Origin of the sequence: Pseudomonas sp. 57B-090624, from assembly GCF_003234055.1 — a bacterium.
GTDB lineage: Bacteria > Pseudomonadota > Gammaproteobacteria > Pseudomonadales > Pseudomonadaceae > Metapseudomonas > Metapseudomonas tohonis.
Genome location: NZ_QKRU01000090.1, coordinates 1 through 24,685, shown reverse-complemented (window position 1 = coordinate 24,685; position 24,685 = coordinate 1). Strand labels below are relative to the sequence as shown.

At 66.6% G+C, this 24,685-nt stretch carries 15 protein-coding genes and 1 riboswitch; of the genes, 12 read left to right on the top strand and 3 right to left on the bottom strand.

Annotated elements, in window-relative coordinates; genetic code table 11:
• Positions 1–19: 19 nt before the first annotated feature.
• The 7 genes from DMX10_RS28585 (at position 20) to DMX10_RS28555 (ending at position 14,516) form a co-directional block, all read left to right on the top strand.
• On the top strand, positions 20–445 hold the full coding sequence (locus DMX10_RS28585) for a cell division protein (RefSeq protein WP_111264274.1): 426 nt from the start codon (positions 20–22) through the stop codon (positions 443–445).
• Positions 446–881: 436 nt separating this feature from the next.
• Positions 882–2,363, top strand: coding sequence for a M4 family metallopeptidase (locus DMX10_RS28580; RefSeq protein WP_111264273.1), 1,482 nt, complete (start codon positions 882–884; stop codon positions 2,361–2,363).
• Between the two features lie 240 nt (positions 2,364–2,603).
• Positions 2,604–4,247: a methyl-accepting chemotaxis protein gene (locus tag DMX10_RS28575; RefSeq protein ID WP_111264272.1), complete on the top strand. Its 1,644-nt coding sequence runs from the start codon at positions 2,604–2,606 to the stop codon at positions 4,245–4,247.
• Between the two features lie 56 nt (positions 4,248–4,303).
• A riboswitch (glycine riboswitch) is annotated at positions 4,304–4,394 on the top strand.
• Positions 4,395–4,514: 120 nt separating this feature from the next.
• Positions 4,515–5,135, top strand: coding sequence for a trimeric intracellular cation channel family protein (locus DMX10_RS28570; RefSeq protein WP_111264271.1), 621 nt, complete (start codon positions 4,515–4,517; stop codon positions 5,133–5,135).
• Positions 5,136–5,435: 300 nt separating this feature from the next.
• Positions 5,436–7,010, top strand: coding sequence for a sensor domain-containing diguanylate cyclase (locus DMX10_RS28565; protein WP_111264270.1), 1,575 nt, complete (start codon positions 5,436–5,438; stop codon positions 7,008–7,010).
• Positions 7,011–7,122: 112 nt separating this feature from the next.
• On the top strand, positions 7,123–12,861 hold the full coding sequence (locus DMX10_RS32635; RefSeq protein WP_146603075.1) for a filamentous hemagglutinin N-terminal domain-containing protein: 5,739 nt from the start codon (positions 7,123–7,125) through the stop codon (positions 12,859–12,861).
• A 2-nt stretch (positions 12,862–12,863) separates the two neighbouring features.
• Positions 12,864–14,516, top strand: coding sequence for a ShlB/FhaC/HecB family hemolysin secretion/activation protein (locus DMX10_RS28555; protein WP_111264269.1), 1,653 nt, complete (start codon positions 12,864–12,866; stop codon positions 14,514–14,516).
• Positions 14,517–14,775: 259 nt separating this feature from the next.
• On the opposite strand, the gene DMX10_RS28550 is transcribed toward DMX10_RS28555, so the two are convergent.
• From DMX10_RS28550 to thiI, 3 genes are all read right to left on the bottom strand, one after another.
• On the bottom strand, positions 14,776–15,126 hold the full coding sequence (locus DMX10_RS28550) for a hypothetical protein (RefSeq protein ID WP_111264268.1): 351 nt from the start codon (positions 15,124–15,126) through the stop codon (positions 14,776–14,778).
• A 104-nt stretch (positions 15,127–15,230) separates the two neighbouring features.
• Positions 15,231–17,048 carry a translational GTPase TypA gene (gene typA, locus DMX10_RS28545; RefSeq protein ID WP_111264267.1) on the bottom strand — a complete coding sequence of 606 codons (1,818 nt, stop codon included), beginning with the start codon at positions 17,046–17,048 and terminating at the stop codon, positions 15,231–15,233.
• Positions 17,049–17,177: 129 nt separating this feature from the next.
• Complete coding sequence (gene thiI / locus DMX10_RS28540) at positions 17,178–18,632, bottom strand: tRNA uracil 4-sulfurtransferase ThiI (RefSeq protein WP_111264266.1); 1,455 nt, start codon at positions 18,630–18,632, stop codon at positions 17,178–17,180.
• 332 nt (positions 18,633–18,964) lie between these two features.
• On the opposite strand from thiI, the gene glnA reads away from it, so the two are divergent.
• From glnA to ntrC, 5 genes are all read left to right on the top strand, one after another.
• Entirely contained in the window at positions 18,965–20,371 is a 1,407-nt protein-coding gene (gene glnA / locus DMX10_RS28535; protein ID WP_111264265.1) for a glutamate--ammonia ligase, read from the top strand.
• Positions 20,372–20,616: 245 nt separating this feature from the next.
• Complete coding sequence (locus tag DMX10_RS28530) at positions 20,617–21,177, top strand: DUF4124 domain-containing protein (RefSeq protein ID WP_111264264.1); 561 nt, start codon at positions 20,617–20,619, stop codon at positions 21,175–21,177.
• Positions 21,178–21,180: 3 nt separating this feature from the next.
• On the top strand, positions 21,181–21,801 hold the full coding sequence (locus tag DMX10_RS28525; RefSeq protein WP_111264263.1) for a DUF4124 domain-containing protein: 621 nt from the start codon (positions 21,181–21,183) through the stop codon (positions 21,799–21,801).
• Between the two features lie 189 nt (positions 21,802–21,990).
• Positions 21,991–23,076, top strand: coding sequence for a nitrogen regulation protein NR(II) (gene glnL, locus DMX10_RS28520; protein WP_111264262.1), 1,086 nt, complete (start codon positions 21,991–21,993; stop codon positions 23,074–23,076).
• A complete protein-coding gene (gene ntrC / locus DMX10_RS28515) occupies positions 23,073–24,509 on the top strand; it encodes a nitrogen regulation protein NR(I) (RefSeq protein ID WP_111264261.1) in 1,437 nt (478 codons plus the stop codon). Before glnL ends, ntrC begins: the two co-directional genes overlap by 4 nt.
• Positions 24,510–24,685: the final 176 nt, after the last annotated feature.

The following is a 24,685-nucleotide window of genomic DNA, read 5'->3' as shown; positions in this document are numbered from 1 at the left end:
GACCCCCCGCCTTCGCCAACTGCTCGTCTGCTGGCTGTACGCCGCCGCCTTCGGCCATCTCTGTGCCGGCATCGCCCTGACCTGGGCCAATCACCTGCCGCTGTTCGAGCTCTACCAGCAGAGCGTGGAGCGAGCCTTCTGGGCCGGCGCGGTACCGGAAGGTGCGCGCGCGCAGCAACTGTGGTGGCAGGCCTTGTTTGGCGCGACCATGCAGAGCTACGCGGTGTTCATGTTCGCCCTGGTGCGCCTCGGCGACCGCCGGCGCAACGCCTCGGCCTGGGGCTGGATGATCCTCGGCATCCTGCTGTGGGCCCCGCAGGACATGCTGCTCTCCGCGCAACGGGGTATCTGGACGCACCTGTGGGTCGACGGCTTCGCCCTGCTCGCGCTGCTGCCGCCCCTGGCATGGCTGTACCGCCACGATCGCCGCAACGCCCCGGACTGACCGCTCATCGGCGGCGACGAGCCGCACCCGGCGCATGCCACGGCAAATAACCCCTGGAAGCCGACGATCGGCGCCGTTTCGCTTCTATTTCCCCGGACTTCCCAGCCGTTGCGCTTTGCCACCCCAAAGCCCCGTGGTGACTGGGCTGCAGGCCTTCCCGCCCTGCTCCCGGCCGCTGCGGCAAGCGCAACGGCTGGAAATTGACACCCTGTCAATTCACGACAAATAACCACCTTATTGCCGAAATTTGCAGAAAATATCGCGATTATTTCTGCAAAATTCGTTGATATCTCTTTCCTTCCGTCTATACCTACCTCCTTGTCGCCACCCCAACCGGCCATCCGCCGGACACCGGCGTCACCTCGCTCCTAGAGCGCCCACAAGGCCACTGGAGCACCACGGAGATACCCTCCGACCATCACCAAGGAGCTACACAATGCAAAGGAAGTTCGTAGGAAAGTCGTTGATCCTGGCCACTCTTGCCTCTCCCGCGATAGGACTCGCGGCCGAGCTGGTAGACGTCGCCAAACTGCCGGCCCGGGCGGGAGTAGCCGGTGGCAGTGATATCCACTCCGACCTGGGCCTGGACGCCGAGGAACTCGACAAGGGCACCAGCGCGAAGCTGCCGAACGGCACCCAGGTCACCCGCTACCAGCAGTACTACAAGGGTGTGCGGGTCTGGGGCGAAGCCATCACCGAAACCCGCAACGGCAGCACCAAGCGCAGTGGCCGGATGCTCGTGGGCATCGAGCAGGACCTGGTGCGTGACGCCACCCCCACCCTCACCAAGGAGCAGGCCCTGCAGCAGGCCAAGGCGCTGGTGCAGAGCAGCCAGCCGCTGAGCAACGAGCAGAGCGAACTGGTGGTGCGGCTGAACGAGCAGAAGCAGGCGCAACTCGCCTACGTGGTGTCGTTCTTCGTGGGCGGCGAGCAGCCGTCCCGCCCGCACTTCATGATCGAAGCCAACACCGGCGAGGTCCTGCAACGCTGGGAAGGCCTCAACCACGCCGAAGCCACCGGCCCGGGCGGCAACGCCAAGACCGGCAAGTACCTCTACGGCACCCAGTACGGCCCGCTGATCGTCAACTCCCGCTGCGAAATGAACAGCGGCGACGTGATCACCGTGAACCTCAACAACAGCACCAGCAACACCAGCGTCAAACCCTTCCGCTTCGCCTGCCCGTACAACGAGTACAAGCTCACCAACGGGGCCTACTCGCCGCTCAACGATGCCCACTACTTCGGCAACGTGGTGTTCCAGATGTACGGCAACTGGTTCGGCGGGCTGCGCCCGCTCAACGAGAAGAAGCTGTACATGAAGGTGCACTACGGCAACGGCTACGAGAACGCCTTCTGGGACGGCCAGGCCATGACCTTCGGCGACGGCAAGAGCCGCTTCTACCCGCTGGTGTCGCTCGACGTCTCGGCCCACGAAGTCAGCCACGGCTTCACCGAGCTGAACTCGGGGCTGGTCTACGACGGGCAGTCCGGCGGCATGAACGAGGCCTTCTCGGACATGGCCGGCGAAGCCGCCGAGTACTACATGAAGGGGCAGAACGACTGGAAGGTGGGTGCCGAGATCTTCAAGGGCAACGGCTCGCTGCGCTACATGGACCAGCCCAGCCGTGACGGCAGCTCCATCGACCACGCCAGCGACTACTACGACGGCATCGACGTGCACCACTCCAGCGGGGTGTACAACCGCGCCTTCTACCTGCTGGCCAGGTCGACCGGCTGGAACACCCGCAAGGCCTTCGAAGTGTTCGTCGACGCCAACCGCTTCTACTGGACCGAGACCAGCACCTTCGACCAGGGTGCCTGCGGCGTGATCAAGTCGGCGCAGAACCGCAGCCTGCCGACGGCGGATGTGGTCAACGCGTTCAAGACCGTGGGCGTGACCTGCAAGACCTCGCTGTAGAACGGGCCAAGGCCCCTGCCAAGCCCCCTGCCGGCGCCCGCCGCAGGGGGTCATGAAGACGGGCGTCGAACAGCGGAACGGGGCAAGACGCCTGCACGACGGCCCCGGCGCGGTTCCTCTTTCAAAAAAACACCCGGGCCCAACTGGCCAATTGCCACTCAAGTTCTGTCAGAGTATTCCGAAACAAAAGTAAGCCGCTGCAAGAGCGGCTGGACTCTCCACTCGGATGGAACTGAACCGATGCCCTCGCTGCGCTCCGTCAGCCTGCAGACGAAGATCCTGCTGGCTTTCACCCTGGTCAACCTGATCAGCATCGCCACCTTCATCAGCTATGCGCAGTACGTGAAGTCCCTGGACATCCGCGAGCAGATGGACAACCGCCTGCGCGCGGCGGCCCATGCGGTGCCGCGCCTGCTGGGCAACGACTACCTGGAGCGGGCGCGGACGGCCGACGGCCTGCGCGAGGGCGAGTACCTGGAGCAGGTGCGCAACCTCGGCGAGTACGCCGGCGAGGTGGACCTGAAGTTCGCCTACACCCTGATGGTCGACAGCGGCGGCCGGGTGTTCTACCTCTCCGACGGCGCCAGCAGCGGCGAAATCGCCAGCGACAGCTATGCCAAGCACCTGGAGGAATACACCGACGCCAGCCCGGCGGTGACCCGGGCGGCCCGCAGCAACCAGGCGCAGTTCGACGAGTACACCGACAGCTACGGGACCTTCCGCTCGATCTTCCTGCCCATGCGCACCACCGCGGGCCAACCCTATGTGGTCGGCGTGGACGTGACCCTGAGCAGCCTCGATGAGGCCATCGCCGACAGCCTGCGCAGCCTGCTGCTGATCGGCGCGGTGACCCTGGGCATCGGCCTGCTGCTGTCCTGGCTGGCCACGCGCATGCTGGTCCAGGCCATCCGCCAGCTCACCGGGCAGCTCAACCGCATCGCCCAGGAACGCGACCTCTCGCACGCCCTCGCCGTCACCAGCAACGATGAACTCGGGCAGATGGGCACGCGCCTGTCCGGCCTGCTGCAGGATCTGCGGCAAACGCTCTCCGGCGCCCTCGGCATGGCCGACAGCAACCAGAAACTGGCAGAAACCTTCCTCCACCGCGCCGACGACATCACCCAGCAGATCCAGCAGGCCGCGCACCAGCTGGCCGACGTCGACCAGCACGGCCAGTCGATCCAGCAGGCCGCGGGGCAATCCCACAGCCTCGCCGGCGCGGTGCGCAGCAACCTCGAACGCACCAGTGCCGAGCTCAGCCGCGCCCACCAGGAGCTGCAGCAGCTGATCGCCGACGTACACGGCAGCACCTCTTCCAACATCGAGCTGGCCACCGACCTCGACGGCCTCAGCCGCGAGGCCGAGCAGATCGGCAAGGTGCTGCAGATGATCGCCGGCATCTCCGAGCAGACCAACCTGCTGGCGCTCAACGCCGCCATCGAGGCCGCGCGCGCCGGTGAAGCCGGCCGTGGCTTCGCCGTCGTGGCGGATGAGGTGCGCAAGCTCGCCGGCCAGACCAAGAGCGTGCTGAGCGATGCCCACCAGGTGATCGACCAGGTGACCAGCGCCATCCGCCAGATCGCCCAGCGCATGGGCAGCACCGCCGAACGTTCGCGCGCCCTGGCAGGCAATGCCGACGAGGCGCTGGACGCCCTCGATGCGCTGGTCCGGCAGATGGACGAGGTGAACGCCAACGTCGAGCAGGCGCTGACCAGCAGCGAGAACATCCAGCATGCGGTGGCCGACATGTCCGGCCGCCTGGGCGACATGCGCGGCGCCTTCGAGCACACCCGCCAGGACGTCGACGCAATCAACCACTCCGCCGCCGAACTGGGCGAGACGGCGCGTGCCCTGAAGAGCGGCCTGGGCGCCTTCCGCACCTGATCGGTGCAGGCACGAAAACTGACCGCTCGCACAAGATCGCCAGCGCCCCTATAATCCGCGCCCCCGCAGGAGAGCGAGGCGCCATGCGCCTCCGCCGAAGGCGCAAACTCCCATAATCGCTCAGGCAGAAGTCACTGCGGGTTCCATGATCGCCAACTGGAGAGCGGCCGCCGGCGAGCGGCCCACCGAAGGGGCAAGCGGCCAGCGCCGCGCAAACTCTCAGGTACACAGGACAGGGGGAGGGGCAGCACAACGCAGGAGTTCTGTGTGCTCACCTACGTCTACCTGATCGCCATCGTCGCCGAAGCCATGTCCGGCGCCCTCGCCGCCGGCCGGCGCAACATGGACCTGTTCGGCGTCAGCCTCATCGCCTTCCTCACCGCCCTCGGCGGCGGCACCGTCCGCGACATCCTCCTGGGCCACTACCCGGTGAGCTGGACCCAGCACCCCGAATACATCTTCCTCACCATCGGCGCCGGCCTCGTGGCCATGCTCCTGTCACGCTTCATGCACCACCTGCGCCAGCTGTTCCTGGTACTCGACGCCATGGGCCTGATCGCCTTCACGGTGATCGGCTGCAACGTCGCGCTGGGCCTGGACTATGCGCTGCCGGTGGTGGCCATGGCCGGGATCATCACCGGCATCTTCGGCGGCATCCTCCGCGACATCCTCTGCAACCGCACCCCGCAGGTGCTGCGCCAGGAGCTCTACGCCAGCGTCTCCCTGCTGGTCGCCCTGCTCTACCTCGGCTTGCGCCAGCAAGGCGTCGACGACGACCTCAACCTGCTCGCCTCCTTCAGCGTCGGCCTGCTGCTGCGCCTCTCGGCGATCCGCTTCGGCTGGTCGCTGCCGATGTTTTCCTATGCGCCGGGGCGGTGGGAGCATTGAAAGTCTCCGCACCCACCGAGCCCGGCTCGGTTCGGTGCGCCCCATCTCCGGCCTGCCAGCGCAGCCCCGGGCACAGCGGTATCGCCCGATCCCGGAGCGCACACATGATGGCATCTCGCCGTTTCGGCCTTGGTTTCACCTTGCACGAAGGGTAAAATCCACACGTTTTCCCGGGTTTTTCTACGGGCCTGTGACGGCCCTGGCCAGAGCCCGTTCGCTCACCACGACGATGCGTCGCCCGTAGGACCCGCTGCAAGGATCGCAGTCGCCTTGAGCGCTAGACCCATCGGGACATGACCCATGCCGTTCGGGCCGCCCCCCAAGCTCAACCTGCGCAACCTCATCCTGCTGTTCGCGCTCGCCGCAACCCTGGCGACGCTGGCCAACAACCTGCTGGTGACCTATGGCATCCAGCGCCAGGCGCTGGTGCAGAACGCCCTGGAGGCCAACCGCGCCTATGCTGCCAAGCTCGCCGCCAGCATCAACGAGAACCTGGCCGGTGACCTGGAGCGCCTGCGCTTCAGCGCCAACCTGCTGGGCAACGTGCCGGGGGACAGGAAACAGATGGCGCTGGAAGCGGAGCGCCTGCTGATGCAGGACCACAGCTTCAACACCGTGCTGGTGGCCGATGCCGAGGGCACCGTGGTGGCCTCCAAGCCCGACAGCCTGGGCATCAACGGCCAGGCCCTGCGCTCGCGCGAGGCCCTGCAGCAGCGCCGGGCGATGGTCAGCCCGGCGTTCCGCTCCCTGGCGGGCAATCTCATCGTCTTCGTCTCCCACCCCATCTGGGGCCCCGATGGCCAGTACCGGGGGCTGATCGGCGGCACCATCTACCTGGGCAAGCCCAATGCCCTGGATTCGCTGGTCAGCCAGCACTTCCACCATGACGCGTCCAACGTCTACCTGGTGGACCCGGACCGCAAGGTGCTGTTCCACCCTGACGCCAGCCGCGTTGGCGAGCGCCTGGGCGCCAACCCCATCGTCGACGCGGTGCTCAAGGGCGAGAGCGGCGCCATGCAGGCGGTCAACACACGGGGCGTGGAGATGCTGGCCGGCTACGCCAGCGTGCCGCTGAGTGGCTGGGGCGTGGTGGCGCAGCAGCCCCTGGCTGCAGCCCAGGCGGCGCTGGAGGAGTTGATGAAGCGCCTGCTCGCCGGCCTGCTGCCCATGAGCCTGCTGGGCATCGGGCTGATCCTGTGGATTTCCGCGCGCATCAGCCGCCCGCTGCGGCAACTGGCCGAGAGCGCCGCGCAGCCCGAGCGGGCGGAGAAGGCCCTGCGGGTGAAAGCCTGGTATGCCGAGGCCTGGATGATCAAGCAGGCGCTGCTGGCCGGGCTGGAGGTCACCCGGGCCAAGCTCGGCCAACTGGACCAGCAGGCCAAGAGCGATCCGCTCACCGGGCTGGCCAACCGCCGCGCCATGGAGGAGCGCTTGCAGGCCTGGCAACGGCTGGGCACGCCGTTCTCCGTGATCAGCCTGGACATCGACCACTTCAAGCGGGTCAACGACACCTTCGGCCACGACACGGGTGACGATGTGTTGCGCCAGTTCGCCGACCTGCTGCGCCAGAGCTGCCGGGAGCGGGACCTGCCGTGCCGTGTCGGCGGCGAGGAGTTCATCCTGCTGCTGCCCGAGGCGTCCCTGCGCACGGCAGCAGAGGTGGCCGAACGCTTCCGCGCCCGGCAGGAGGCCACCCCGATCGACCCGGTGGGGCAGATCACCGTTTCCCTTGGTGTGGTGCACTGGTCGCCCCGAGGCGGGCGCAGCGTGCAGGACGTGCTCAAGCGCGCGGACGAGCTGCTCTACCAGGCCAAGCAGGCCGGGCGCAACCGGGTGATGGCGGACGAGATACGAGCATTCGAGTCAATCAGCTGACGCCAAAAACAAGGCTGTAAAAAATTCCTGACAGCCAATTCCTAGGTAAAAGTCGCCGTGATATACAGCGGCGGCTTTCTCGAGCCCTTCTTGCCGTCAAAGGACTGCTGTCATGAATCGAGCCTTCTCGCTGGTCTGGAATCCCCGTCTGCGCGCCTGGTGTGTCGCCGATGAGCAGGCCCGGAGACGCAAGGCGGGCTCCGGCGCGGTCCTGGCGTGTGCGCTGCTGGCCCCGGTGGCGGGCCTGGCGGCCGACCTGCCGACCGGCGGCCAGGTGGTTTCCGGCAGTGGCGCCATCAGCCAGCCCAACGCCCAGCAGATGGTCATCGACCAGTCCAGCAGCAAGCTGGCGATCAACTGGCAGAGCTTCGACATCGGCGCCGGCAAGCGGGTGACCTTCAACCAGCCCGGCAGCGATTCCATCGCCCTCAACCGCGTGGTGGGCAGCGACGGCTCGAAGATCATGGGCCAGCTGGATGCCAACGGGCGGGTCTTCCTGGTCAACCCCAATGGCGTGCTGTTCGGCAGCGGTGCCCAGGTCCAGGTCGGCGGCCTGGTGGCCTCGACCCTCGACATCGACCCGCAGGATTTCGAACGCGGCAAATACCGCTTCAAGGGCGACGGCACGCCGGCGGCCGTGGTCAACCAGGGCACCCTCACCGCAGCCGATGGCGGCGCCGTGGCGCTGCTGGGGGGCACCGTCAGCAACCAGGGGGTGATCGTCGCCCAGCAGGGCAGCGTGGCCCTGGCGGCCGGCAATGCCGTGACCCTGGACTTTGCCGGCGACGGCCTGCTCAACGTCCAGGTGGACGGCGCCGCAGCGGATGCGCTGGTGGAGAACCACAAGCTGATCCGCGCCGACGGCGGCAAGGTGCTGCTCACCGCCGATGCCGGCGATGCGCTGCTCAAGACCGTGGTCAACAACACCGGCGTGATCGAGGCCCACACCCTGGGCGAGAAGAACGGCAAGATCATGCTCATGGGCGACTTCGACGGCGGCGTGGTCAAGGTGGCCGGCACCCTCGATGCCAGTGCCCCGAACGGCGGCAATGGTGGCTTCATCGAGACCAGCGGTGCCCACGTGCAGGTGGCCGATGACGTGAAGGTCACCACCCTGGCCAAGCCCGGCAAGGGCAAGACCGGCGAATGGCTGATCGACCCCTACAACGTGACCATTTCCAATGCCGGCAGCACCGGCATGGGTGGCTTCAACGGCAACGCCAACGACAGCGTGCTCAACGTCAACACCCTGACCAACGCCCTGGCCAGCACCGGGGTGACGGTGACCACCGGAGTCGGTGGCAGCCAGGCCGGCAACATCACCGTCGATGCGCCCATCAGCTGGAGCGCCGACACCACCCTGACGCTGAACGCCGCCGGCAGCGTCATCATCAACAAGGACATCACCGCCACCGGCACCAACGCGGGGCTCTCGCTGGTCTACGGCAACGGCTACCGGCTGGGCAGCGGCGCCCGCGTCACCCTGTCGGGCAGCAACGCCAGCCTCAGCCTGGGGGGCACCAGCTACACCCTGATCCATGACCTCGCCGGTTTGCAGGGTGTCGGCGCCAGTGGCAACTACGCCCTCGCCACCGACCTTGACGCCAGCGCCACGCGCACCTGGAACGGCGGCCAGGGCTTCGCGCCGCTGCAAGGCTTCAGCGGCACCTTCACCGGCCTCGGTCACGCCGTGGATGGCCTGACCATCGCCCGTGGTTCCGAGAACAACGTGGGCCTGTTCCAGGCCGTCAGCGGGCAGGTGCGCGACCTGACCCTGTCCAATGCCGCCATCACCGGCAACATCACCGTCGGCGCCATCAGTGGGTCCCTCAGCGGCACGCTGTCGGGCATCCACGTCACCGGCTCGGTGCTGGGCAACGGCTCCAACGTCGGCGGCCTGGTCGGCCAGGTCACCAATGGCACGCTGCAGGGGGCGTCCTCGACCGCCAGCGTGACGGGCCTGAGCAACGTGGGCGGCCTGGCCGGCACCGTGCAGAACGGCACCCTGGCCGATGCCTATTCCACGGGGTCGGTGACCGGCACCCTCAGCAACAGCAGCGCCTTCGCCGGCGGGCTGGTGGGCAATGTCTTCGACTCGGCGACCCTGACCAACACCTACGCCAGCGGCCGGGTCCAGGGCTACACCGCCACGGGCGGCCTGATCGGCGGCACCTTCCTGTCCACCATCACCTTCGCCAACAGCTACTGGGACGTGAACAGCACCGGGCAGGCCAGCAGCGCCAGCGGGGGCACCGCCATCACTTCGGCCAATGCCCGCACCCAGTCCACCTACAACGGCTTCGACTTCGCCAATACCTGGGTGATGTTCGAGGGTGATACCCGGCCGATGCTGCGCAGCGAGTACTCCACCGCGGTGTACACCCCCCATGCCTTGCAACTGATCGGCATGAACCTGGCCGGCAACTACCGGCTCGGCACCTCCCTCGACCTGGGCGCCGTGCTTGCTGCCGGCGGCAACGGTTACTACGCCGATGTCTGGGGTGCATCGGGCTTCAAGCCCCTGGGCAGCGACACCGGCAGCTTCACCGGTAGCTTCAATGGACAGGGCTTCGGCCTCAGCGGCCTGGCCATCAACCGGGCGAGCACCAACTACGTGGGCCTGTTCGGCTACACCTCCGGCGCGACCCTGGCCAACGTCAAGCTGGTGGGCGGCAGTGTCACCGGCAACGACGGTGTCGGTGCGCTGGTCGGCTACATGACGGGCGGGACCCTTGGTAGCGCATCAGCCAGCACCACCGTCAGCGGCACCAGCACTGGCGAGGCCAATACCGGTGGGCTGGTGGGCACCAACGACGGCGGCGCCATCGCCGATGCCTCCGCCAGTGGCAACGTCACCGGCGCCGGCTACCAGGTCGGCGGCCTGGTCGGCTTCAATTTCAACGGCGGCAGCATCACGCGCGCCCATGCCACCGGCAATGTGACCGGCACCAACCCGAACAACGGCCTCGGCTATGTCGGTGGGCTGGTCGGAGCCAACGGCTACAGCGGCGATGGCGGTTCCATCAGCCAGTCCTACGCCACTGGCACGGTGAGGGCGGCGGCGGGCCCCATCGGCGGTTTCGTCGGCCATAACGAAGGCAGCATCACCGACTCCTACGCCACCGGCGCGGTGATAGGCCAGGGCTCCGCCAGCAACATCGGCGGCTTTGTCGGGGTCAACTTCGTCAACGGCACCATCGGCAACAGCTACTCCACCGGCTACGTCGCCGGCGGCAGCCAGATGGGCGGCTTCGCCGGCTACAACAACGGTGGCAGCAGTGCCATCACCAACGCCTACTGGGACATCCAGACCAGCGGCCAGACGCTGGGCAGCGCCGGTGGGGTGGCGGCTGGAATCACCGGACGCACCACCGCCCAGTTGCAGGGCAGCCTGCCGGCCGGTTTCTCCTCCTCGATCTGGGGCATCGGCACCAACCTCTATCCGTATCTGCAATGGCGCTACAGCACCACACCCAACGCCGTGAGCGGCCGGGTGTTCAGCGACGCCGGCAGCACGGCATTGGCCGGTGCCACCGTCAGTGCCGTGTCGGGTGGACAACTGATCGGCAACGCCTCCACCGGGGCGAACGGCTACTACTACGTCCTGGGCGAAGCCAGCCGCTTCGACAGCAATGGCACGCTCACCTACCTGGAGGGTGGTTCCAGCCAGGGCGCCGCGTTCAGTGATCGTGTCGGCTACCTCGGTATCCAGGGCCTGGACATCTATGCCTCGGCCATGCGCCTGATGACCGGGCAGGGCAGCCTCACGGCAACCCGCAGCCGCTACCTGGCCGCTCGGGGCAGCTACGCCGACAGCGACCTGGGCTTCCTCGCGCTCTCCGACTTCGGCGGTCTCACCGATACCGGCTATGGCCTCTACCTGAGCGCCACTCCTGCCAGCTACAGCCTGGACACCGACCTCGGCTCCGGCGGGCTGCTCAGCCTCGACAGCGGCGGTGCCTTCGGCATCAGCGGTACCCGCCAGCTGTCGGCGGCTGGCAACCTCGGCGTGGCCGACCGTCTGACCTGGGGCGACAACGCCGGGCTGACCCTCAGCACCAGCAACAGCGGAAACATCCTCCTGGGTGATGGCATCGACGCCGCCAACGGCAGCCTGACCCTGTCTGCTGCCGGCACCGCGACCAGCAACGGAGGCGTCAACCTCGGCCTGCTGAATCTCACCGGCGGCACCTGGAACCAGGTGGCGGCCAGCCTGCCGAGCTTCAACGCAACCGACTTCCGCCTCAGCCCCAGCGCCACCTTCATACGGGCCCTGGCCGGGGACGGCAGCGCCGCCACCCCGTACCGCATCGCCGATGTCTATGGGCTCCAGGGGCTGGCCTCCAACAGCCTGGCGGGCAGCCGCTTCGTCCTGGCGAACGACGTCGACGCCTCCAGCAGTGCGCTGTGGAACAGCGGCACCGGCTTCCTCTCCATCGGCAGCCTGGCCAACCCCTTCACCGGCCGGTTCGACGGGCAGGGGCAGCGCATCAGCGGCCTGGCCATCAACCGCCCCGGCAGCACCTACAGCGGCCTGTTCGGCTACAACGCCGGTTATGTCGGCAACCTCAACCTGGTGGGCGGCAGCGTGGCCGGCGGCACTTACACCGGCGCCCTGGTGGGCTACAACGCATCGGCCGGTGTGATCGAGCGGGTCAGCAGCGACACCGGCGCCACCGGTACGGGCAACGTCGGCGCCCTGGTCGGCACCAACGCCGGCACCCTCAGCGAGTCCCTGGCCACAGGCAGTGCCAGCGGCGGTCTCAATGGCGGCGGCCTGGCGGGCAGCAACACCAGCACCGGCATCCTCCGCGACAGCTACGCCACCGGCAGCGCCCAGGGCAGCGCCACGGCGGGCGGCCTGGTCGGGTTCAACGACGGCAGCCTGCTGCGTGTCTATTCCACGGGCACGGCCAGCTCCAGCGTCGGCGCGGTCGGCGGCCTGGTGGGCAGCAATGCCGGCACCGCCACCGGCAGTTTCTGGAACACCACCACCAGCGGCCTGGCACAGGGCGTCGGGGCCGGCAATGCCTCGGGCGTATCGGGGTTGACCAGCACCCAGCTCACCACCCTGGCGCCCTTCGTGGCGGCCGGCTGGAGCATCGACGACGCCGGCGGCACGGGTGCCACCTGGCGCATGTACGAGGGCCACAGCGCACCGCTGCTGCGCAGCTTCATGACCGCCCTCAGCGTCAACGTCGGCAGCGCCAGCAAGACCTACGACGGCACCGCCACCAGCAGCACGGGAGCCTTGGTGTTCCCCATCGGCTACGACCCAGCCCTGGTTTCCGGCAGCGCCTTCTACACCGCCAACAGCGCCAATGCCGGCACCTACACTGGCGCCAACCTGCGCGCGAGCGGGCTCTATTCCAGCCAGTTCGGCTATGACATCGAGATGCTCGCCGGCACCCTGACCATCGACAAGGCCGCGCTGACCATCACCGCCAGCGACGCCAGCAAGAGCGCCGGCCAGGTGGCGAACCTCAGTGGCTTCACCACCGCCGGGCTGGTGGCGGGGGACCAGGTCAGCGGTGTCAGCCTGGCCAGCAGCGGTGCCGGGGCAGGGGCTGCGGCCGGCAACTACGCCATCGTTGCCAGCAACGCCCAGGGCAGTGGGCTGGGCAACTACGACATCACCTACGTTGACGGCATGCTCACCGTCACCGGGACGCTGCCTTCCAGCACCGTCAGCGATCCGCGCGTGCAGGTGGCGCAGATGACCGGCAAACAGCCTGGCAGCGAAACCGAGCGGCCGCTGGTGGTGGTCACCCCGGCACTCTTCGCACCGGCCGAGTTCGGCGCGCAGCTCAACCTCGTCAACAACGGCATTCGTCTTCCCGAAGGAATCTGAAGATGCGTTCGACTCCCGTGCTGGCCGGCCTTGCCGCCTCGCTGCTCAGCCTGTCCGTCTCCGCCGCCACTGCTCCGGATGCCGGCCAGGTGCAGCAAGGCCTCGACCAGCAGCCCCTGCAACTGAGTCCCCGGCAGTCCCTGCCGATCAACCTCCCGGACACGCCCGCCGACCCGTCGGCCGAGGCCGGTCCGCGCCTGCAGGTCAATGGTTTCACCCTGGAAGGCAACAGCGCGCTGGGCAGCGAAGAGCTGCTGGGCCTGCTGGCCGACCTGCCCGGCAAGGAACTCAGCGTTGGTCAATTGCAGGCGGCCGCCAACCGCATCACCCGGCGTTACCGCGAGCAGGGCTACCCCCTGGCGCGTGCCTACCTGCCGGCCCAGGAGATCGACGGCGGGGTGGTGAAGATCGCCGTGCTGGAAGGGCGCTACGGCGAGATCAAGGTGGACAACCCGGTGGGCCTGGGCGGCAGCGCCCTGGCGCCGCTGGCCGCACTGAAAGCCGGTGATGCCGTGCAGGGCCAACCCCTGGAGCGCAGCCTGCTGCTGCTGCAGGACACCCCCGGCGTGGAGGTGAAGTCCACCCTGCGCCCTGGTGCCAGCACCGGCACCACCGACCTGCTGGTGGGGTTGCAGAAGTCCCCGCTGGTCACCGGCTCGGTGGACATGGACAACTACGGCAACCGCTTCGTCGGTCAGTACCGCCTGGGCGGCACCCTGAACCTGAACAACCCGCTCAACCTCGGCGACCGCCTCAGCCTGCGGGCCATGGGCAGCGACCAGGACCAGCACTACGGCCGCGTGGCCTACCAGTTGCCGCTCGGCCCCTGGGCCACCCAGTTCGGCGTCGCCTACTCGGACATGGACTACGAGCTGGGCAAGGACTTCGAGGACCTGCGCGCCCACGGCAACGCGCGCATCGCCAGCGTCTACGCCATCCAGCCCCTGGTGCGCTCGCGGGACTTCAGCCTGTTCACCCAGCTGCAGTTCGACGACAAGCGCCTGAAGGACGACATCGACCTGTTCGACGAGAAGAGCGACAAGCACGCCCGCGTCGTGACCCTCACCCTCAACGGCAACAGCCGTGACGACCTGCTCGGCGGCGGGATCAACAGCTTCGCCCTCGGCTGGAGCCAGGGCAGCCTGACCCTCGACGGCGCCCAGGCCCAGCGCACCGACGACGCCACCGCCGGCACCCGTGGCCGCTTCCACAAGCTCAACCCCAGCCTGGTGCGCCTGCAGCGCCTGAGCGATCGCTTCAGCCTCTACACCCAGCTCCAGGGCCAGTGGGCCGACGGCAACCTGGACAGCTCCGAGAAGCTCTACCTGGGCGGCGCCTACGGCGTTCGCGCCTATCCCCAGGGTGAGGCCTCGGGCGATCAGGGCTGGCTGGCCAACGTCGAGCTGCGCTACGCCCTCACCGAGGCCTGGCAGCTGTCCACCTTCGTCGACCACGGCGAAGTGCGCCTGAACAAGGACGCCTGGACCTCGGACGACAACCACCGCAGCCTCTCCGGTGCCGGTTTCGGTGCCCTGTGGGCGGCCCATGGCTGGCAGGTCAACGCCGTGGCGGCCTGGAAGCTGGGCAACGCCGAAGCCGAGAGCGACGTGGAACGCACGCCGCGCGTCTGGGCCCAGGTGGTGCGCGCCTTCTGAGTCCGTGCCCCTGCCTGATGGGCAGGGCATGGCGGGGTTTGCCGGTGCCACGGGCGGCAGGACGCAATCAATGATCCGACTGCTGGCCCGACCGTCGCAGTCACTGCAGCGCCTTCCGAGTGGATCGAGAAAGCCGCCCCTATTGGGCGCCAGCCTCATCGCACGGTGGTGAGCCGAACCCCGCCTCCGGGTACCTCTTCATCCCCGTCGGTGTCGGCCTCGGTGACGACCCTGACCAGGCTCATGCGCTCCTTGCGGATCAGCACTCGATACCGACCATCCACTGGGTCTTGTCAGCGTTGCTGCGGTCCAGATCGGCACGACGGACGAGCGGTTCCGTGCATCCCCGAGGCTTGATGTACTCCTCCGCTGCGCGCGCTGCCTCATCGATCGACATGGGGCGGCGGTCATCCCGCTGCACGGTTATATAGAAGGGCTTCTGGAACATCACGATGTAGGCATCCAGCGTGTAGCGCTGGCCCGCGATCTCGAGGTTGGCGTGGTACTCGTCGAAGCGTGTGAGATGGCGGGTGTCGAGGGCGCGCGGTGATGCGCAGCCGAGGATCAGCAAGGCCAGCCCTGCCAGGCAAGCCAGGGAAGTCACTTTCATGGTTCTCTCCTGATGAACAGCGGACTGCCAGGGGCGGCAGGCCTCTCAATGAAAAGCCCCCGCCGGATCGCTCCGGCGGGGGCTTTTCAGTTACTGATCGGAGATCAGACCTTGCTGCGCTCGTAGCGCTTGCGGTCGTTCTCGTTCAGCATTTTCTTGCGCAGGCGGATGGACTTCGGCGTCACTTCCACCAGCTCGTCGTCGGCGATGAATTCCAGCGCCTGTTCCAGGGTGAACTTGATCGGCGGAACCAGGGCGATGACTTCGTCCTTGCCGGAAGCGCGCATGTTGTCGAGCTTCTTGCCCTTGGTGGGGTTGATCACCAGGTCGTTGTCACGGCTGTTGATGCCGGCCAGCTGGCCTTCGTAGATCTCGTCGCCCGGGGCCAGGAACAGCTTGCCGCGGCTCTGCAGGGTTTCCAGCGAGTAGGTCAGGGCGGTGCCGGTAGCCATGGAGACCAGTACGCCGTTCTGACGGTTGCTGACTTCGCCGGCCTTGATCGGGCCGTAGTGGCTGAAGGTCGAGGTCAGGATGCCGGTGCCCGAGGTCAGGGTCAGGAAGTTGTTGCGGAAGCCGATCAGGCCACGCGCCGGGATGGTGTATTCCAGGCGCACACGGCCCTTGCCGTCGGGGATCATGTTGGTCAGATCGCCCTTGCGCAGGCCCATCTGCTCCATCACCGAGCCCTGGTGCTGCTCTTCGATGTCGATGGTGACGTTCTCGTAGGGCTCCTGCTTCTCGCCGTCCTTCTCGATGATCACCACTTCCGGACGGCCCACGGCCATCTCGAAGCCTTCGCGGCGCATGGTTTCGATCAGTACGGACAGGTGCAGTTCACCGCGGCCGGAGACCTTGAACTTCTCGGCGGACTCGCCCGCTTCGACGCGCAGGGCGACGTTGTGCAGCAGTTCCTTCTCCAGGCGGTCCTTGATGTTGCGGCTGGTGACGAACTTGCCTTCCTTGCCGGCGAAGGGCGAGTCGTTGACCTGGAAGGTCATGCTCACGGTGGGCTGGTCGACGGTCAGGGGCGGACGGGCTTCGACGTTCTGCGGGTCGCACAGGGTGTCGGAGATGAACAGCTCTTCCATGCCGCTGACGCAGACGATGTCGCCGGCTTCGGCTTCGGCGACTTCGACGCGCTGCAGGCCGGAGTGACCCATGATCTTCAGGATGCGGCCGTTGCGCTTGGTGCCGTCGTCGCTGATGGCGACCACCGGGGTGTTGGACTTGATCTTGCCGCGGGCGATGCGGCCGATGCCGATCACGCCGAGGAAGCTGTTGTAGTCCAGCTGGGAGATCTGCATCTGGAACGGGCCATCGACGTCGACGTCCGGAACCGGGACGTGGTCGATGATCGCCTGGAACAGCGCGTCCATGTTGTCGTCCATCTTCTCGTGGTCGAGACCGGCGATGCCGTTCAGGGCGCTGGCGTAGACGATCGGGAAGTCGAGCTGCTCGTCGGTGGCGCCGAGGTTGTCGAACAGGTCGAAGATCTGGTCGATGACCCAGTCAGGGCGCGCGCCCGGACGGTCGATCTTGTTGACCACGACGATCGGACGCAGGCCGGCCTTGAAGGCCTTCTGGGTCACGAAGCGGGTCTGCGGCATGGGGCCGTCCTGGGCGTCGACCACCAGCAGCACGGAGTCGACCATCGACATCACGCGCTCGACCTCACCGCCGAAGTCGGCGTGGCCGGGGGTGTCGACGATGTTGATGTTGTAGCCGTTCCACTTGATGGCGGTGTTCTTCGCCAGGATGGTGATGCCGCGCTCTTTCTCCTGGTCGTTGGAGTCCATCACGCGCTCGGATTCCGCTTCTTTGCGGTCGAGGGTGCCGGAGAGCTTCAGCAGCTTGTCGACGAGGGTGGTCTTGCCGTGGTCGACGTGGGCGATGATGGCGATGTTGCGTAGTTTTTCGATCACTTGTGTATCTCGATCAGAGGATTCGGTTCGCCGCTGAGTCTAGGCGGCCTGTATGAAAAACGTTCGATTCAGCCCACCCACTGGTCGGGGGGGCGGTGGCGGATGCTGCCGCCATACAGCCCGGGCTGTTTAGGCCGGGCGATAAACGCGCACATTGGCATGCCCCTCGCTGAGCAGATGGTGAGCATGCAGGCGGCTCATGACGCCTTTATCGCAATACAGGAGGTACTGGCGGTTTTCGTCCAGTTCCTTGAAGCGGCTGTTGATGGCGTAGAACGGCAGGGCCTGGACTTCGATGCCGGGCAGCTCCAGCGGTTCATCTTCCTGGGCATCCGGATGGCGGATGTCGATGACGATCTGGCCCGGCAGCGCCTCGCCGACCTCTTCCACCTTCAGGTCCTGGCCCAGTTCCTCGATCACGCGGTCGATGGGGATCAGGCGGGCACGCTCGATGGCACGCTCCAGCACGGCCATGTCGAACTGCGCCTCTTCGTATTCGATGCGGCTCTGCTTGGCGCGGGTGGTCGGATTCACCGAGATCACGCCGCAGTACTCGGGCATGTGCTTGGCGAACTCGGCGGTGCCGATGCGGGTGGCGGTGTCGATGATGTCCTGCTTGTGGCTGGCGATCAGCGGGCGCAGCACCAGCATGTCGGTGGCCGAGTCGATCACCGAGAGGTTCGGCAGGGTCTGGCTGGACACCTGGGAGATGGCCTCGCCCGTGACCAGCGCCTCGATGCGCAACTGCTCGGCCATGCGCGTGGAGACCCGCAGCATCATGCGCTTGAGGATCACGCCCATCTGGCTGTTGTCGACCTTGCCGAGGATCTCGGCCACCACTTCCTCGAACGGCACGCTGATGAACAGCACGCGCTGGGAGCGGCCGAACTTCTCCCACAGGTAGTGGGCCACTTCCATCACGCCCAGCTCGTGGGCGCGGCCACCGAGGTTGAAGAAGCAGAAGTGCGCCATCAGGCCACGACGCATCATCTGGTAGGCGGCGACGGTGGAATCGAAACCGCCGGACATGAGCACCAGGGTCTGCTCCAGCGAACCCAGCGGGTAGCCGCCGAGGCCGTCGTGCTGGTGATGGATGACGAACAGGCGCTGGTCGCGCACCTCGATGCGCACTTCCACTTCCGGGTTCTTCAGCGAAATGCCGGCGGCGTTGCATTCGCGACGCAGGCGGCTGCCCACGTGGCTCTCCAGCTCCATCGAGGTGAAGGTGTGCTTGCCGGCGCGCTTGCAGCGCACGGAGAAGATCTTCCCGGGGATCTGGTCGGCGTAGTGCAGCTTGCACTTTTCCAGCACGTCGTCGAAGTCGCCGAGCGGGTACTCGTTGACCTCGAGGAAGTGGGTGATGCCCGGGGTGCAGGTGAGGCGCTCGATCATCTCGGCGAGGAGCTTCGGATCGGTTTGCGTCGTGACCAGCTCCAGGTTGTCCCAGATGCCGCTCACTTCGACTTCCGGGTCGAGATCACGCAGCACCACGCGAATGTTCTTCGCGAGCTGGCGGATGAAATGCTTGCGCACCGGCCGGCTCTTGATGGTGATTTCGGGGAAGACCTTGATGATGAGTTTCATGAAAACAGCGCTTGCTGGGACAACGGAAAAAGAGGGGCGCGGATTATAGCGGAAATTGTTCAAGCTTTGACCAAAATCAATCACACCCCCTGATCACGCACCAAACAGGTGCAATCACGACGTGCGGAGCACGGAATTGGTGCGCAAAACTGTACACAATCATTCTTCAGCCCCCGGCCTGCCTGTGTTCTAGGGCTCTTGCCCATTCCAGGGCACTGGCACGCAATTTGCTCCCTTGTGAGGCAGGTTGCCCTGGCGGACTATGCCGCCCCGGCTTCACCTTTTATCGGGGGCTCAAACTTTTCCAGCTCCCCATTCACCTGGAGGACACCATGTCGAAGTCGCTTCAACTGATCAAAGACCATGACGTGAAGTGGGTAGACCTGCGCTTCACCGATACCAAAGGCAAGCAGCACCACGTGACCATGCCGGCACGCGACGCACTCGACGACGAGTTCTTCGAAGTCGGCAAGATGTTCGACGGCTCGTCCATCCACGGCTGGAAAGGCATCGAAGCCTCCGACATGATCCTGCTGCCGGTCGACAGCACCGCCGTGCTCGATCCGTTCACCGAAGAGCCGACCCTGATCCTGGTCTGCGACATCATCGAGCCGAGCACCATGCAGGGCTACGACCGCGACCCGCGCTCCATCGCCAAGCGCGCCGAGGAGTACCTGAAGACCACCGGTATCGGTGACACCGTCTTCGTCGGCCCGGAACCCGAGTTCTTCATCTTCGACGAAGTGAAGTTCAAGTCCGACATCTCCGGCTCCATGTTCAAGATCTACTCCGAGCAAGGCTCCTGGATGACCGACCAGGACGTCGAAGGCGGCAACAAGGGCCACCGCCCGGCCGTCAAGGGCGGTTACTTCCCGGTTCCGCCGTGCGACCACGACCACGAAATCCGTACCGCCATGTGCAACGCCATGGAAGAGATGGGCCTGGTCATCGAAGTTCACCACCACGAAGTGGCGACTGCCGGCCAGAACGAAATCGGCGTGAAGTTCAACACCCTGGTCGCCAAGGCTGACGAAGTCCAGACCCTGAAGTACTGCGTGCACAACGTGGCCGATGCCTATGGCAAGACCGCCACCTTCATGCCGAAGCCGCTGTATGGCGACAACGGCTCGGGCATGCACGTGCACCTGTCGATCGCCAAAGACGGCAAGAACACCTTCGCAGGTGAAGGCTATGCCGGCCTGTCCGACACCGCCCTGTACTTCATCGGCGGCATCATCAAGCACGGCAAGGCCCTGAACGGCTTCACCAACCCGTCGACCAACTCGTACAAGCGCCTGGTTCCCGGTTTCGAAGCCCCGGTCATGCTGGCCTACTCCGCCCGCAACCGTTCCGCCTCGATCCGTATCCCGTACGTGTCCAGCCCGAAAGCACGCCGCATCGAAGCGCGCTTCCCGGACCCGGCTGCCAACCCCTACCTGGCCTTCGCCGCCCTGCTGATGGCCGGCCTGGACGGCATCCAGAACAAGATCCACCCCGGCGATGCCGCCGACAAGAACCTGTACGACCTGCCGCCGGAAGAGGCGAAAGAGATCCCGCAGGTTTGCGGCAGCCTGAAAGAGGCGCTGGAAGAACTGGACAAGGGCCGTGCGTTCCTGACCAAGGGCGGCGTGTTCAGCGACGACTTCATCGATGCCTACATCGAGCTGAAGAGCGAAGAAGAAATCAAGGTGCGCACCTTCGTGCACCCGCTGGAATACGACCTGTACTACAGCGTCTGATCCGGCAGCCTGCACAGGCAGCGTGCCGCGCGAGCGGCACGGACTGAAGAGGCCTCCTTCGGGAGGCCTCTTTTTTTGTCCCGGGAATGGCCCCTCGGCGCTCGGCATCGGCCACGCCGCCAGCGCAGCGCATCACCGGGCGGACCACGATTTTCCGGCTGCGCCGCACAGCCGCATCAGGCCGAACTTGCCAGCTTGGCGCGCGGGTGCAAGGCTTAGCGGCATCATCCAGAGGAGACCGGCCCATGCGCCTCCTGCTCGCCTGCCTGCTGCTGTCGCTGACGCTCCCCGCCACGGCGCAGATCTACAAGTACACCGACGCCAACGGCAATACCGTCTTCACCAACCAGCCGCCGGATGGCACCAGGACCGAAGAGGTCAGCCTGCCCACCCCCAACACCGTGGAAGCGCAGAAGCCCTCCGCCCCGGCCGCCGCCGCGAAGGACCAGGCAGCCGAAGCGGCGTACCAGGAACTGCGCCTGACCGACGTGCCCAGCGACGAAGCCCTGCGCGCCAACAACGGCACCTTCTCCGTCGGCGTGCACCTGGTTCCGCGCCTGCGCACCGGCCACCGGCTGCAACTGCTGCTGGACGGCAAGCCCGAGGGCCAGAAGGTCAACGTGCCGCGCCTGCAGGTGATCAACGCCGATCGCGGCGAGCACAGCCTCGCGGTCCAGGTGCTCGCAGGCGACCAGGTCGTGCAACAGAGTGAAACCGTCACCTTCACCGTACAACGGGTCAACACCAGCAGCCCGGCGCTGCGCCCGCCACCCCCTCCGAAACCCACTCCGAAGCCAGCCACCTGACCCATGCGCACGATCCTGTTCTGCCTGCTGTTCGCCTGCCTGCCGGCGATGGCCCAGGTCTACACCTACATCGACGAGGAAGGTAACCGCGTCTTCACCGACCGGCCCAAGCCCGGCAACGCCGAGCGCATCGAACTGGCGCCCTCCAACGGCATGACCGCCCAGCCGGCGGCCCCGGCCGTATTGCCGCCCGCCGCCATCCCCCGCGAGCTGGGCTACCAGGTGCTGCGCATCCTGGTGCCCGAGCCGGACGCCACGGTGCGCGACATGGAGGGCAACCTCATCGTCACCGCCATGAGCGAGCCCGGCCTGCGCGACGGCCACAACTACCGCCTGGTGCTGGACGGCAAGGCCCAGGGTGAACCCGGCCGCAGCCCGGTGTTCCCACTGACCAACCTGGATCGCGGCACGCACCAGCTGGCGGTGGAGATCATCGACGACAAGCAGCGGGTGGTGGAGCGCACACCGAACCAGCCGGTGCACATCATGCGCATCACCCTGGCGCAGAAGCGCCAGGCGCGCCCCTGCCAGAAGGCCGATTACGGTGTCCGCCCCGAATGCCCGCTCAAGGACAAGCCCAAGGAGCCGGACAAGGGCATCATCGGCATCCTCCCGTTCTTCTGATTGCGCGGCGCACCGCAATGGTGCGCCAGGCTGCACCGATTTCTATACTCTCCCCATTTTGGTTCGCCCACATGCGGCCGCACTGCGCTGAAGAGCAGCCGCAAGCGGCTGGCGGCCTGTTCCAGCGCGTCTTTTCAGGGCTTGGTTTGCTTCTTGCATTTTCCTGCCCATCGCCGAGATGCCCGACCTATGACCATCAACGACGCCCTGCACCGACTGCTGCTCGACAACCTGACCACTGCGGTGATCCTGCTCAACGCCGACCTGCGGCTCGAGTACATGAACCCCGCGGCCGAGATGCTCCTGGCCGTCAGCGGCCAACGCAGCCACGGCCAGTTCATCAGCGAGCTGTTCACCGAGTCGCCCGAGGCCCTGACCTCGCTGCGCCAGGCGGTGGAACAGGCGCACCCCTTCACCAAGCGCGAGGCCATGCTCACCTCCCTCGCCGGGCAGACCCTGACGGTGGACTACGCGGTGACGCCCATCCTCAACAAGGGCGCTACCCTGCTGCTGCTGGAAGTGCACCCGCGCGACCGGCTGTTGCGTATCACCAAGGAAGAGGCCCAGCTGTCCAAGCAGGAAACCACCAAGTTGCTGGTGCGCGGCCTCGCCCATGAGATCAAGAACCCCCTGGGCGGTATCCGTGGCGCCGCCCAGCTGCTTTCCCGCGAGCTGCCGGAAGAGCACCTGAAGGACTACACCAACGTCATCATCGAGGAGGCCGATCGCCTGCGTAACCTGGTGGACCGCATGCTCGGCTCCAACAAGCTGCCATCGCTGGCGATGACCAACGTCCACGAAGTGCTGGAGCGTGTCTGCAGCCTGGTGGAAGCGGAGAGCCAGGGCGGCATCACCCTGGTGCGCGACTATGACCCGAGCATCCCGGACGTGCTCATCGACCGTGAACAGATGATCCAGGCCGTGCTCAATATCGTGCGCAACGCCATGCAGGCCATCTCCGCCAACAACGACCTGCGCCTCGGGCGCATCACCCTGCGTTCGCGCACCCTGCGCCAGTTCACCATCGGCCACACCCGGCACCGCCTGGTGACCAAGGTGGAGATCATCGACAACGGCCCGGGCATCCCGCCCGAACTGCAGGAAACCATCTTCTACCCCATGGTCAGCGGGCGCCCGGACGGTACCGGGCTCGGGCTGGCCATCGCCCAGAACATCATCAGCCAGCACCAGGGGCTGATCGAGTGCGAAAGCCATCCCGGCCACACCGTCTTCTCGATCTTCCTGCCGCTGGAACAAGGAGCCGCATCCTCATGACTCGTAGTGAAACTGTCTGGATCGTCGACGACGACCGCTCCATCCGCTGGGTCCTGGAAAAGGCCCTGCAACAGGAAGGCATGACCACCCAGAGTTTCGAAAGCGCCGACAGCGTGCTCACCCGCCTGACCCGCCAGCAGCCGGACGTGATCATCTCCGACATCCGCATGCCCGGCGCCAGCGGCCTGGACCTGCTGGCGCGCATCCGCGAACTGCACCCGCGCCTGCCGGTGATCATCATGACCGCCCACTCGGACCTGGACAGCGCCGTGGCGTCCTACCAGGGCGGCGCCTTCGAATACCTGCCCAAGCCCTTCGACGTCGACGAGGCGGTCTCCCTGGTCAAGCGCGCCAACCAGCACGCCCAGGAGCAGCAGAGCCTGGAAGCCCCGGCCAACCAGCCGCGCACCCCCGAGATCATCGGCGAGGCGCCGGCGATGCAGGAGGTGTTCCGCGCCATCGGCCGCCTCAGCCACTCCAACATCACCGTGCTGATCAACGGTGAATCCGGTACCGGCAAGGAGCTGGTGGCCCATGCGCTGCATCGCCACAGCCCGCGCGCCGCCTCGCCCTTCATCGCCCTGAACATGGCGGCGATCCCCAAGGACCTGATGGAATCCGAGCTGTTCGGCCACGAGAAGGGCGCCTTCACCGGCGCGGCCAACCAGCGTCGCGGCCGCTTCGAGCAGGCCGACGGCGGCACCCTGTTCCTCGACGAGATCGGCGACATGCCCGCCGACACCCAGACCCGCCTGCTGCGGGTGCTGGCCGATGGCGAGTTCTACCGCGTGGGCGGCCATACCCCGGTGAAGGTGGACGTGCGCATCATCGCCGCCACCCACCAGAACCTGGAAAACCTGGTGCAGGCCGGCAAGTTCCGCGAAGACCTGTTCCACCGCCTCAACGTCATCCGCATCCATATCCCGCGCATGTCCGACCGCCGCGAGGACATCCCGGCGCTGGCCCGCCACTTCCTCGCCCGTGCGGCCCAGGAGTTGGCCGTGGAGCCCAAGCTGCTCAAGCCGGAGACCGAGGAATACCTGAAGAACCTGCCCTGGCCGGGCAACGTGCGCCAGCTGGAGAACACCTGCCGCTGGATCACCGTGATGGCCTCGGGTCGCGAAGTCCACGTGGACGACCTGCCGCCGGAACTGCTGACCCAGCCCCAGGACGCGGCGCCGGTCACCAACTGGGAGCAGGCCCTGCGCCAGTGGGCCGACCAGGCGCTCGCCCGCGGCCAGTCCAGCCTGCTGGACAGCGCCGTGCCGTCCTTCGAGCGGATCATGATCGAGACCGCGCTCAAGCACACCGCGGGCCGTCGCCGCGACGCCGCCGTGCTGCTGGGCTGGGGCCGCAACACCCTCACCCGCAAGATCAAGGAACTGGGCATGAAGGTGGATGGCGGCGACGAGGACGACGGCGACGACGCCTGATCCGCCCTGCTCCACCCTCCACTCCGACCTCGCGGGCCTGCTGGCCCGCGACGCATTTCAGGCGGCCCCCCCGCCTCACCGCGTTGTAGGAGCGAGTTCGTTCGCGACGGACCGCCAGCCGGTCCATGGAAGCCCCTCGGAAAGGCCGCCCGCGAATGGATTCGCTCCTGCTCCCC